This is a genomic window from Streptomyces yangpuensis (genome assembly GCF_001005295.1).
Classification (GTDB): domain Bacteria; phylum Actinomycetota; class Actinomycetes; order Streptomycetales; family Streptomycetaceae; genus Streptomyces; species Streptomyces yangpuensis.
Genome location: NZ_LBMK01000002.1, coordinates 2,132,726 through 2,144,196 on the forward strand (window position 1 = coordinate 2,132,726; position 11,471 = coordinate 2,144,196).

Below are 11,471 nucleotides of genomic sequence, written 5' to 3' on the forward strand. Positions count from 1 at the left end.
GTGTCTGGACGGAGGAGTCCACCCCAGCATCCAGCTGGGCACTACCTCCAAGCCCGGTCCTTCAGGGCCGGGTCAAGTTGACGAAGATCGTGGACACGGACAACCCGTCCACCCTTCGGGTGGCGTTGCGGGCGCATCCGTCCGCGCCGCTCCCGCCGAAGAAGGACGCTGGAGTCCGCGAGCGGCGGACGCGGTGCGATCGTGGAACGGAGGCCCGATGGGCGAAGCCGAGCGGTGGGAGGTCGCTCCCGACGCAGGCCGTCCGGAGGGACGCGCGTGCTCTCACCTCGGCCTGCTGGAGGAGAGCGGCGCGCCCGGGGCCGCGCCGTCCGCCGGATGCCGGGGGTGCGCGCCCCACGGGGCGCCCTGGGTCAGGCTGCGGCAGTGCGTGACCTGCGGATACGTCGGATGCTGCGACAGTTCCCCGGGCCGCCACTCCTACGGGCACCATGCGCGCAGCGGCCACCCCGTGGCCGTGTCCCTCGCGCCGGACGAGGACTGGGCCTGGTGCTTCCCGGACGAGGTCTTCCTGGTCCGGGCCCGGCCCGACGCGGCGGACCCACCGACAGGCGGGGAGCGGTACTGATGGGAGGCCCCCAATGGGAACGAACGGCGCGGCCACGCCGGGCACGGAATCGGTGTGGGACTATCCGCGCCCGCCCCGGATCGAGCCCGACACCCGGCACGTCATGGTGTGGCACGCGGGCGTGCCGCTGGCCGACTCCCGGCGCTGTGTCCGCGTCCTGGAGACCAGCCACCCGCCGGTGTTCTACGTACCGCGGGCCGACGTGCGCATGGAACTCCTCCGGGCCTCGGAGCACCGGAGCGTGTGCGAGTGGAAGGGCACCGCCACCTACTGGAACCTCGGCCCGGAGCTCGGCCACCCGTCCGCGGCCCCCATCGCCTGGAGCTACGAGGCCCCGCGCCCGGACTACGCGCCGATCGCCGGGCATCTGGCGTTCCACGCCGACCGGGTCGACACGTGCACGGTGGACGGCGAGCGGGTCCGGGCCCAGCCGGGCGGCTTCTACGGCGGGTGGATCACGGACGGGATCACGGGCCCCTTCAAGGGCGTGCCCGGGAGCTGGGGCTGGTGATGCGGCCCCGGCTCCCGCCCCGGCTCCGGGTATTCGTGTGGCGACCGAACTCCCCGTCGGCACCGGCCGTCGCCCCGACGAGATCCGCACCCTTGCGCCGGACTGTCTGGTCCCTTCCGGATCTTGCGCGGGCTTGATCGGCAAGATCCGAGAGAGACGGCCTAGGCGAAGGAGAACCAGTTGACGTTGACGAAGTCGGAGGACTGGCCGCTGTCGAAGGTCAGATAGACGTCGTGGGTTCCGGTGGTGCGGCGGATGTCGGCGGGGACGGTGCGCCAGGCCTGCCAGCCGCCGGTGTTGGCGACGGCGAAGCCGCCGACCGGGGTGGCTGTGGGGCTGCCGAGGCGGACCTGGACCAGGCCGCTCACTCCGCCGGCGGCCCCTGAGGCGACGCGGGCGTGGAAGCGGGTGGCGCCGGTGGAGCCGAAGGCGACGGCCGAGAACTTGAGCCAGTCGCCGTTGGACAGATGGCCGACGGCGGATCCGCCGCCGCCGTCGGAGCAGGCCTCGACCTGTGCTCCGGACTGGGCATGGAACGCCTCGGCCTGGATGGTGGTGAAGGCGCCGGCCCCGCCGCCCGGGGCGGTGGCGGTCGGCGTCGGGGCCGGTGTGCCGCCGCCGGCCACACCGCCGACTGTGATGGTCCAGCGGCCGGGGGTGCCGGACTGCACCTTGCCCTCGAAGTCGACTCCGGCCGGGTGCACGTCGTCGTACGGGAAGGCGTACCCGAGATGGTCGGGCGTGGTGTTGTGCAGGATGCGGGCGTAGTGGTTGGTGCGCGGCCGGGTGTAGAAGGCGGCGGGCTTCTCGGCGGTCGGCTGGTGGGGGTTGTCCAGCAGGGTGGTGCGGTTGAAGGCGGCGGCGAGCCGTGCGCTGAGATTGCCCATCAGGTCGTTGCCCGTGGTGAAGGGCGCGTCGCTGCAGGAGAAGACCGAAAGGGTGGACGGCTTGGCGAAGCTGCCGACTCCGGGGAAGACGAGGACATCGCCGTTCACCCGGCCGGTGACGGTTCCCCAGGTGAACTGGGTGTCGATGCGCAGGTCGGTGGAGCGGTACTTGTTCCACACCTCGTCCACGTAGCCGTCGAAGTAGCCTCGGAACAAGGCGTTGTTGCCGCGGATCGCCAGGTTGGGGCTGAGTACGCGCACGTCGCGGCCGCCCGCGGTGACGATCAGCCGGCTCCAGTCGCTGCCGTCGGCGGCGGACTGGGCCCGCAGCGCGGCGGCGACCTTCGACAGTCCGTCGGCGGGCAGCCCGCGCACCGTCTGGGTGCCCTGGCCGGTCTCCAGCTGGAAGGCGATCGGCAGCGAGACCATGTCGACGAACGTGATGTTGGCGTACAACTGGTCGCTGTTGAAGGTGAATTCGCAGAAGTCGTGAGCGACGTTCGCGTTGGGGTCGGAAGGGTTGCTCACCGACGGCAGGGCCAGACCGCCGCCGCGGTTCACCAGGAAGGTGAGCTTCGCGCCGACGGAGAAGTAGATACGGCCGCTGTCCAGGCGGGGCAGCGTCACCCTCCGCGCTCCGGCGCCGGACGCGTTCAGCGCGATGGCACAGTCGACCCCGAGCGGGGTCTGGTCGTTGGCCGGAGCCGGCGGGTGGTACAGGCTGAAGCCGTCGGCCCGGATGAAGGCCCAGGTGCCGCCGGCCGCGGGGTCACGGCCGAGCACATAGGCGTACACCGTGCTGTTGCCGGTGGTGTTCACCAGGTCCAGGGGGAGCGTGCCGGTGGTGGACGCGTTGGCGCCCATCTCGAGCCAGGCCGCCGCGGCGGGCACGGCCAGGGCCAGGCCCGCTGTCGCGGCGAGGAGTTTTCTACGGGGCATGGTTCGCTGGTGGCGAGCCGTCACGGTGGCGGTTCCGTTCTTCGTGAGGTCGGGCGGGGGAGCGGTCGGACGCGGGGACGGGGGAGAAGGGAGGACGGGGGAGAAGGGAGGGCGGCGGGGCCGGTGGGTCAGCCGGCCGTCCACTTCTGGTTGGCGGCGCCGGTGCAGGTCCAGGTCTGCAACCGGGTGCCGTCGGCGGAGGAGTTGCCCTTGGCATCCAGGCACTTGCCCGCACCGGTGTTGGTGAGGTCACGGGCGGCGGTGTACGTCCACTTCTGGGCGTTGGTGCCGTTGCAGGTGTAGAGCTGGACGACGGCGCCGTCGGCGGTGGAGCCGCCCGCGACGTCCAGGCACTTGCCGAGGGCGCGGACGGTGCCGTCGCCCCCGATGGTCCACTGCTGGGCCGCGCTGCCGGTGCAGTCGTGCAGCTGGATGGGGGTGCGGTCGGCGTCGGAGCCGCCGGCGACGTCGACGCACATGCCACCGATGCCACGGATCGGGCGTGCGGCCGGGGCACTTGCGGAGGAGGCGCGGACATAGTCGACGGTCATCGTCTGCGGGAAGGACGTGGAGGCGTCCGGGCTGCCGGGCCAGTCCCCACCGACCGCCAGGTTGAGGATGACGAAGAACGGGTGGTCGAAGACCCACTTGTTGCCACCGGTGTCGGCCGGCGTGAGCGTCTTGTACGGGGTGCCGTCCACCGACCAGACGAGGGAGTTCGGGCTCCAGTCGACGGCGAACACGTGGAAGTCGTCGGCGAAGGCACGGCCGTCGGGCAGGTTGTACGCGGCGCCGAGGCCGCCCGCTCCGGAGTAGCCGGGGCCGTGCACCGTACCGTGCACGGTGCTGGGTTCGCGGCCGATGTTCTCCATGATGTCGATCTCGCCGCTGCCCGGCCAGCCCACGCTGCCGAGGTCGTTGCCCAGCATCCAGAAGGCGGGCCAGATGCCCTGGCCGCGCGGGATTTTGATGCGGGCCTCGAAGCGGCCGTACGCCTGGGTGAAGGTCTTGGCGGTGTTCAGCCGGGCCGAGGTGTACTGGCACTGCCCGTACCAGCAGCCGAGGCCGGCGTCGGCGTTCTTCCGCGCGGTGATGACGAGGTTGCCCCGGCCGTCGAGCGCGGCGTTCGAGGTGCTGTTGGTGTAGTACTGCAGCTCGCGGTTGCCGAAGCCCGAACCGCCCGTTTCGAGCGTCCACTTGGCGGCGTCAGGAGCGCGGCCGGCGGGGCCGTCGAATTCGTCGGACCAGGTCTGCGCGGCAACTGCGGCACCGGCGGGCGGGGCGACCGAACGGGTGAGGGACATGAGCACCGCCGCGACCAGGGCGGTGGTCACGAGGAGCACCACGCCGCCGAGAGAGCGGCGACGTGCGCGATGAGCAGCAGCCATGGGCATGGTTCCTTGTCTGGGTGGGGGAGAAGAGGCGCCGGGCCGGGCGAGCCGTGAAGAATGACAGAGAGGTACGAGAGCGCTCTCAAACGTGACGCAACGTCACCCGAGGCAGTGAGTATTACGGAGGGGTAACCGCCATGGCAACGTGGGGCGTTGCTCTTCGCACGTCTCTGACCTGCGGATTTCTCGCGCGGCCCGCGGCTTAACGATCTCTTAAGGCTGGCTTGATGCAGAGATGTGTGAAGCGGAGCCCCGCGTGATCGTCGGCCGGACGGCCGCCGCGGGTACTCCGCGCGGGCGTCCGGACCGCGTGCTCCCGCCCTCGCACCCGGCCCAGGCCGGCGGTTCCTCGTTCCTGCGCAGGTGTCCGGCGCCGCGCAGCCCGTCGATCGGTGCACCGGCGCCGGCCCGCGACACCGCAGACACCTCGGCGAGCGGCGCCGCCGGCCCCGTACGGGAAGCCGGGCGGCAGGTCCTTGCGGGTGCTCGCGCCCGGAAGGACCTGCCGCCGCGCCGGCCTCAGGCGTGTGCAGGGTCAGGCGGTGTGCAGCGTCAGGCCGTAGCGGCCGAGGATTTCGTTGACCGGCTGGAACCACGTCTGGCCGCCGGACGAGCAGTTGCCCCAGCCGCCGGAGGTGACGCCCTGGGCCTGGTCCCCGCTGAGGAACGAGCCGCCGGAGTCGCCTCCCTCGGCGCAGACGCTGGTCTTCGTCATCTGGTGGACGGCGCCCTGGCTGTAGTTGACGGTCTCGTTCCTGGCGAGGACGGTGCCGCAGTGCCAGCGCGTCGTGGACCCCGACCGGCAGACCGAGGCGCCCACGGGTGCCTCGGCGGAGCCGCGTACCAGCTGGTCCGGGATGGTGCCCCAGCCGAGCACCACCGGTACCGTCCACCAGCCGCTGTGGACGGCGACGTACGCGTAGTCGTCGCCGGGGAACGAGGATCCCCGGAAGGTGCCCATCGCGGACCCGTCCCAGCCGCGCACGGCGGCCCCCGCCCGCCCGCAGTGCCCAGCCGTCACGAAGCCGCCGTGCACGGAGAAGCCGATCGAACAGCGGACGTTGCCGGTGTAGTACGGGTCGCCGCCGACGGTGCCCGCGGCGTACGTACGGGGCGCCTGCGCCGTCTCGGCGACGGTGACGGGGCTGCCGGCCCGGGCCCGGTCGACGAACGCCCGTACGGCGGGGGCTTCCCGCTCGGCACGTACGACCGTGACGACGACGCTGTTGGTCCGCGGGTCGACGTGCCAGCCGGCCACCCCGGTGGGCGCGCCCAGCGTGTCCAGGCGCGCTTTGGCGCGGTCCAGCGCTGCGGCGCTGTGCCGGACGAGGCGGGTGTCGGCGCCCAGTGCCCGCACCTCGGACTCCTCCGCGCGGTCGGTCACCGCGACCACGAGCCGGCCGGTGGACGGCTCGTACCAGGAGCCGCCGTACGCACCACCCGCGGCCTGGCGTGCGGTCTTCTCCAGGGCCGCGGCGGCCTTTTCCGCGCGCAGCCGTTCCTCGGCCCGGGAAGCGGTGAGCCCGAGGTCCCGGCGCATCGCGTCGAGCAGCCCGGCCGAGGCGGACGGCGCTGCGGCGGACGATGCCGCGGCGGGCTCCGGAAGCGGGACGGCGCTCGCCGCGCCGGCGTGGGCGGCGCCCAGGCCGACGGTCAGGAGCAGTGCGGCGACGGCGGCGCGTAAGGGGGCGGTGTGTTGCACGAGACCTCCTGGTGTGGGGGACCGAACGCTTGAGAGCGCTCTCAGGGAGTGTCGGGCGCTACGCTAGCCGACCTGATTTGACAGGTCCATACCAAATTCCGGTTCCGCCGTGGCGGGACCCGCGCAACGGGACCAGGCTGTGCCCGCCGCCAGCTCGCCGTCGCTTCCTCCTCCGCCGCGCCGATCGGGTCACCTGCACTGCCCGGGCCGGTGGACTTGCCGGTGGGACAGAAAGCGACGTGCTGCGCAGGTCTCATCCCGGGGCGGCTGTCCCTCGCGGGCATTCATGCTGCCCCCAGCAGCGCTGTGGTGCCCCTCCTGCGCTCCCGGCCATGCCGATAGCGTCCTTCGGGCGGACTGTCTACACGCGGGGAGTGTGCGCCGTGCCATTACGCAAGGACCGGGAAGAGGCCGAGGTCGCGACGAAGGCGAACCGACGCGCAGCGGATCCGTACGGGGGCCGGCAGGTCGCGCCGGAATTCCGACCGGTCAATCCGGCCATGGCCACGGCCATGCAGCGCTCGGTGGGCAACGCGACGCTCGGGCGGATGATCGCGCAGGGACCGGCCGGGCCGAAGGTGCCGCACGCCGCGCCCGGTGCGCGCAACAGAAAACGCACCCAGGACGAGGTCGTCGAGCGCGGCGAAAGCCCCCCGGCCAGCCAGCAGAAGACCGAGGCAGGAGCGGCCACCCGGGCCACCCGCAGCGGCAGGGCCGGCGCGGCGCCCTTGGTGAAGGGCAAGGAAAAGAGGGCCGAGGAAGAGATCGGCAATCCGACCCTTGTCTTCACCTCCAGCTACGACGGAGACGAGCAGCAGTCGCTGAACGGCAACAACAACATCGGCTTCGAACAGACGGCAACGCTGCGCCGCGCGGACGGGATGCAAACGCCCGCGGCAGACGCGTACGACTTCTGGCAGGAGGTCTCCGACGAAAGCCGCCAGATCGTTCCGACGTCGGTGAATTACCAGCCCAAGAAGGCACCCCGCCGCGCCTGGGGCGTGGACGGCCCCTTCCGCCCCCCGTACAACGACGAGGACGGCACCATCGTCAAGGACGCCGACCGGATCAGCTTCGTCGACAACCCCGGCTTCTCCACCACCACACGCATGTCGGCCGGCTACTTCCTCGTCGACTACACGGTCCGGTTCCGCTGGAAGGTCCGCAAGAAGCAGGGCGGCCGCTTCACCAAGGCCGAGCCGTTCTGGGAGAGCGACGAGATGACGCACCGCGTCACGTCCGCCTTCGACGCGGAGAACCCGGAGGAGGCCGTGCAGGTCAACCACCACGCGGCGGGCAACCGCACCTGGAACGTACAGCTGCCCAACTGACCCCGCCGACGCGGCAGCGCTCAGCACCCCCCCCACACGACCGGAGCCCGGAGCAGGCCCTGAAGGGTGTTGCACAAAGTCGACGTTGCGGCCGGTGCGGGGGTGTGCCTGCCCGGGCCGGGAACGGCAACAGGGCCGGCCCGGTGCGTGCGGGTCGGCCCTGTCGCGTGCGGCACTCGCGCGGCAACGCGGTGCTGCTCTGCCCCTGTCTGCGAAGCAGGTCCACCGGCAGTTCGAACCGTACGGGCCGCGGCGCTCCGCAGAAGTCCGCGTCCGGAAGCCGGCGTCGAGCACCTTCTTCCCGAGGCCGTCCCGGGCAGGGACCTCACCGGGGAACGCGGCGAGGGAGTCCAGGGCTGCCAGGACGCCCTCGAGCGGGCTTGTCAGTGTGCGGTGACCGAATACGCGGCGAGCGCACGGTTGCCGCGCGGCTTGGCGATGGCCCGGAGAACGTCGGCCTGGCTCAGGACGAGCTGTCGTACCGGCTCGGGCAGCGCGGCCAGCCGCTCATCCCTTTCCACCAGGTCGAGGCAGGCTGCGATTTCCCAGTCGCCGTCCTGGAGTTCCCGGGTGTCGACCGGCTCGCTGCTGTCGGCCGTCCAGCCGGCCCCGGGCAGGAGACGGAGCAGGCTCTCGCGGGAGAAGGGCGTGCGGACGTTGCCCTGGCCGGGCGATCCCGCGGCCCCGGTCTGTCCCTGGATCAGTACGGCGAGCAGGTGCGCCAACTGGTCGTCGCAGGCAGGCGTCAGGTCCCACTCGGTGAACCACAGTCGCCGCGCCCACGGCCGTACCCGGGCCAGCGTGTCGCGCAGTTGTCCGAGCGAGGTGAAGTACCAGGAGCAATGTGCGAGCACCACATGGTCGAAGGTGCTGTCGGGAAAGCCGGCTGACGGGTCGAGGACGTCGGTGCCGAAGCGGAAGTCGATGCGTGGCCCGAGAGGGCCCGCCGCGAGCCGGGCCGCCGATTCTCCGATCGTGACCGGTGCCCCGTAGGAGGGTGCGGCCACGTCGACGGCCACCACGCGCCCTTCGGGCCCCACCGCCTCCGCAAGGACGGCGGTCATGTCGCCCTGGCCGCAGCCCAGCTCGAGGACGGTTGAGCCGGGTGCGATGTGCCAGCCCGCCACGAGCGCGGCGCGGTGGCGAGTCTGGGACAGCTGGGTGTCCGGGCTGTGATCGGCGGCGGCCATGCCGGCCGCGAGCGAAGGAGCCTTGGCGAGGAGCTTGGAGTGATTCACCGGGTTCCTCCGAGGATGCCCCGGCCTTCAGGCCGGGGAGGAATCGGACTCCTGCGGAGCAGGGCAGGGAAAGCCGAATCGCCGTCAGGGCGATTCGGCGTGATCCCGGGTGGCGGCGCGCTCGCCCTCAAGTCGGTGGACGATCTCGGAGTTGAGTGACCGGTGGGCGGCCTTCGCCTGGGCGACCAGCCATGCGTGGAGGTCGGCGGGGAGGCGCAGCGTGATGCGTGATTCATGATCCATGCCCTTGATCGTAGTGCTAGGGTGACACCATGGCGACACCACGACTGGCGGAGGAGACCGGGCACGCCCGGTACACCTACCGCCTGCGTGTGCCGTCCACCGCGCGGGCCGGTCTGGAAGCCGAGTGGGCGCGCTGCCGGTGGGTGTGGAACGAGTGCGTGGCCATGTCCCGCAAGGTCCACGCCGCGAACCGGGAGACCGGCGAGAAGACGACGTGCGGCCCGGCGCAGCTCGACAGGATGCTGACGGAGGCCCGCACCGCGATGGCCTGGCTGCGCGAGGGCGCGTCGGTGCCGCAGCAGCAGATCATCCGGGACTTCGCCAAGTCCCGCGCGAAGGCGCTCAAGGACATCAAGGCCCGGCTTCCGATGCGGCAGCGCGCCGGGATGCCCCGCATCAAGCGCAAGCGGGAGTCCGCGCCGTCGCTGAACTACACCCGCCGCGGGTTCCGCCTCAAGGACGGGCGCCTGCACCTGGCCGGCGGCATTGTGCTGACCGTGGTGTGGTCCCGCGAGCTGCCCGCCGACCCGACGTCGGTCCGCGTCTGCCGCGACAGCCTCGGCCACTGGTACGCCTCGTTCGTCGTCGCCGTCGAGACGCAGCCGCTGCCCGCTGCCAGCCGGGCCATCGGCATCGACTGGGGCGTCCGCGAGACCGCCACCACCACCTCCGACGCCCACGACCTCCCCCACCCGCAGCACGGGAAGACCGCCGCGCAGAAGCTGGCCCGCTACCAGCGGATGATGGCCCGCCGCGCCACCCCGAAGAACCGGCCCGACACCGCCGGCTACCGCAAGGCCCGCACCGCCGCCGCGAAGGTCTCCAAGAAGACCGCCCGGCAGCGCCAGGACACCGGCCGCAAGTGGGCCAAGCGCATCGTCCGCGACCACGACGTGATCGCCGTCGAGGACTTCCGGCCGAAGTTCCTCGCCAAGACCACCATGGCCCGCAGAGCAGCCGACGCCGCGATCGGCGCCACCAAGACGGCCCTGATCGAGATGGGCCGCAAACACGGGCGGGACATCCGCCTCGTGAACCCCGCGCACACCACCATGGACTGCGCGCAGTGCGGAGCGAGAACCAAGCACGCACTACCTCTTTCGGAACGTACCTACGCCTGCACCGCGTGCGGAGCCGTGTCCCCCAGGGACAAGAACTCCGCCCGCGTGATGCTCGTCCGGGCTGGTCTCAACCCGGCTGGTGCTGATCGTGTAAGCGCCGGTGGACCGCTGGTCCCCGGCCAACGTGAGCCAGGAATCCCCGTCCTTTAGGACGGGGAGGATGTCAATCAGGGAGCAGCGGGTGAGGACGCGGGTGAGGACGCGGGCGCGGGCGACGGTGCCCGGTCCGGTGTGCCGGCGGTGCTCGCCGCCCCAGTGCCCGTTGCCGCACCGGCGTGCGGCTCGGCCGGCTCCGCCGTCCGTGTCCCGGGCCGGAAGTGCCACAGCGCCAACAGCCCGGCCACGCCCAGCAGCGCGGCCTGGACGTCGAGCGCGAACGGCAGCCCGAGCAGCCCGGCCAGGGCGCCGGCCAGCGCCATGCCCAGGGCCGTGAACCCATCGAACACGCTCTGGAAACTGGCCAGGACCCGCCCGCGGGTGGCGTCCGAGGTGTGCAGTTGCACGATTGCCATCCGGCCCGCGAACACCCCGATCCCCGGGGCACCCAGCACCGCGAACAGCGCCGCCTGGAACCAGATCGCGGTGCTCACGTACGCGCTGTTCCAGGTGAAGGCGGTCATGGCGGAGAACACCAGCAGCGCCCGGCCCAGCAGTCGGCCGGGATCGGTGCGACGGGCCAGCGTGCCGATCAATGCCCCGCCCGCGATGCCGCCGATCGCCTGGACCCCGCGCAGCAGACCGGTTTCGCCCTCGCCGCCGCCCAGCCGTTCGGTCACGAAAACGATGAACAGCACGGCGAACAGGCCCTGCGCCAGGCCGATCAGCCCCACCGGGAGCACCATCAGCCGCAGCCCGCGCCGGCTGCTGATCTCCCGGAGCCCGGCCACCCAGGCCCGCCACACCGGCTCCCGCACCGCAGCCCGCTGCGGCACCCCGAAGGGGCGGGACAGCAGCGCCACCGCCACCAGGAAGGAGGCCGCGTCGATGACCAGGACTCCCGGCAGCCCGAGCCCAGCCACCACGAACCCGCCGCAGGAGGCGCCCAGCAGCCGCGCCAGGTTGCCGTTGAGGCTGGCCAGGCCGTTGGCGGCCGCGACATCCTGCGGGGCGACCACCGAAGGCAGCAGCGCGTACTTGGCGGGCTGGAAGACGGTGGCCAGTGCCGCCTGCGCGCAGGTGACCAGGTTGACCAGATACAGCTGGCCGGGCCCGTCGACGGCGAGCAGTGGCAGCAGTACCAGCACTTGAAGCAGGCTCACGCCGATCATCAGCCGACGCCGGTCCCAGCGGTCCGCGAGCACCCCGGCCACCGGCGACAGCAGCAGACCCGGCAGCAACTCCAGGATGAAGTTGGTCGCGGTAGCCGTGACCGAGCCGGTGAGCTGGTAGACGAACACCGGCATGGCGATCATGAAGATCCAGTCGCCGGTCTCCGAGACGAATCCGGCGGTCCACAGCCGCCGGAAATCCCGGTTCGCCAACGGACCCTTCAGCGCCCCCCTGGGGAGGCCTTTTGCTCGGG

General features: G+C 71.9%; 10 protein-coding genes. 4 read left to right on the forward strand and 6 right to left on the reverse strand.

From position 1 onward, the window contains the following. The first annotated feature begins 217 nt into the window (after positions 1-217). Together AAT21_RS14835 and AAT21_RS14840 are read left to right on the forward strand one after the other, a co-directional pair. The gene (locus AAT21_RS14835) at positions 218-586 is read left to right on the forward strand and encodes a UBP-type zinc finger domain-containing protein (protein WP_079025646.1); all 369 of its coding nucleotides are present in this window, start codon (positions 218-220) and stop codon (positions 584-586) included. A gap of 13 nt (positions 587-599) precedes the next feature. After that, positions 600-1,097, forward strand: coding sequence for a DUF427 domain-containing protein (locus tag AAT21_RS14840; protein ID WP_046776999.1), 498 nt, complete (start codon positions 600-602; stop codon positions 1,095-1,097). A gap of 161 nt (positions 1,098-1,258) precedes the next feature. On the opposite strand, the gene AAT21_RS14845 is transcribed toward AAT21_RS14840, so the two are convergent. The 3 genes from AAT21_RS14845 to AAT21_RS14855 form a co-directional block, all read right to left on the reverse strand. Then, complete coding sequence (locus AAT21_RS14845) at positions 1,259-2,923, reverse strand: glycoside hydrolase family 64 protein (protein WP_046777000.1); 1,665 nt, start codon at positions 2,921-2,923, stop codon at positions 1,259-1,261. A gap of 128 nt (positions 2,924-3,051) precedes the next feature. Continuing rightward, a complete protein-coding gene (locus tag AAT21_RS14850; RefSeq protein WP_046777001.1) occupies positions 3,052-4,311 on the reverse strand; it encodes a glycoside hydrolase family 16 protein in 1,260 nt (419 codons plus the stop codon). A gap of 538 nt (positions 4,312-4,849) precedes the next feature. Further along, positions 4,850-6,016, reverse strand: a complete 1,167-nt coding sequence (locus AAT21_RS14855) for a S1 family peptidase (RefSeq protein WP_046777002.1) — start codon at positions 6,014-6,016, stop codon at positions 4,850-4,852. 383 nt (positions 6,017-6,399) lie between these two features. Between AAT21_RS14855 and AAT21_RS14860 the strand changes: the two genes are divergently transcribed. Next, positions 6,400-7,347: a hypothetical protein gene (locus AAT21_RS14860; RefSeq protein WP_157879700.1), complete on the forward strand. Its 948-nt coding sequence runs from the start codon at positions 6,400-6,402 to the stop codon at positions 7,345-7,347. A gap of 383 nt (positions 7,348-7,730) precedes the next feature. Here the strand turns inward: AAT21_RS14860 and AAT21_RS14865 are convergent, their stop codons facing one another. After that, positions 7,731-8,537, reverse strand: a complete 807-nt coding sequence (locus AAT21_RS14865; protein ID WP_200904403.1) for a class I SAM-dependent methyltransferase — start codon at positions 8,535-8,537, stop codon at positions 7,731-7,733. 132 nt (positions 8,538-8,669) lie between these two features. Next, entirely contained in the window at positions 8,670-8,828 is a 159-nt protein-coding gene (locus AAT21_RS35600; protein ID WP_079025647.1) for an Arc family DNA-binding protein, read from the reverse strand. 29 nt (positions 8,829-8,857) lie between these two features. Here AAT21_RS35600 and AAT21_RS14870 point away from each other — a divergent pair, with 29 nt between their 5' ends. Then, positions 8,858-10,099: an RNA-guided endonuclease InsQ/TnpB family protein gene (locus AAT21_RS14870; RefSeq protein ID WP_200904385.1), complete on the forward strand. Its 1,242-nt coding sequence runs from the start codon at positions 8,858-8,860 to the stop codon at positions 10,097-10,099. A 17-nt stretch (positions 10,100-10,116) separates the two neighbouring features. Here the strand turns inward: AAT21_RS14870 and AAT21_RS14875 are convergent, their stop codons facing one another. Further along, positions 10,117-11,430, reverse strand: a complete 1,314-nt coding sequence (locus AAT21_RS14875) for an MFS transporter (RefSeq protein WP_052757791.1) — start codon at positions 11,428-11,430, stop codon at positions 10,117-10,119. Positions 11,431-11,471: the final 41 nt, after the last annotated feature.

Bases quoted from the DNA above. Each gene is read 5' to 3' on its own strand.
- AAT21_RS14835 (WP_079025646.1), top strand. From the start codon at position 218: ATGGGCGAAGCCGAGCGGTGGGAGGTCGCTCCCGACGCAGGCCGTCCG.
- AAT21_RS14840 (WP_046776999.1), top strand. From the start codon at position 600: ATGGGAACGAACGGCGCGGCCACGCCGGGCACGGAATCGGTGTGGGAC.
- AAT21_RS14845 (WP_046777000.1), bottom strand. From the start codon at position 2,923: ATGCCCCGTAGAAAACTCCTCGCCGCGACAGCGGGCCTGGCCCTGGCC.
- AAT21_RS14850 (WP_046777001.1), bottom strand. From the start codon at position 4,311: ATGGCTGCTGCTCATCGCGCACGTCGCCGCTCTCTCGGCGGCGTGGTG.
- AAT21_RS14865 (WP_200904403.1), bottom strand. From the start codon at position 8,537: ATGGCCGCCGCCGATCACAGCCCGGACACCCAGCTGTCCCAGACTCGC.
- AAT21_RS35600 (WP_079025647.1), bottom strand. From the start codon at position 8,828: ATGGATCATGAATCACGCATCACGCTGCGCCTCCCCGCCGACCTCCAC.
- AAT21_RS14870 (WP_200904385.1), top strand. From the start codon at position 8,858: ATGGCGACACCACGACTGGCGGAGGAGACCGGGCACGCCCGGTACACC.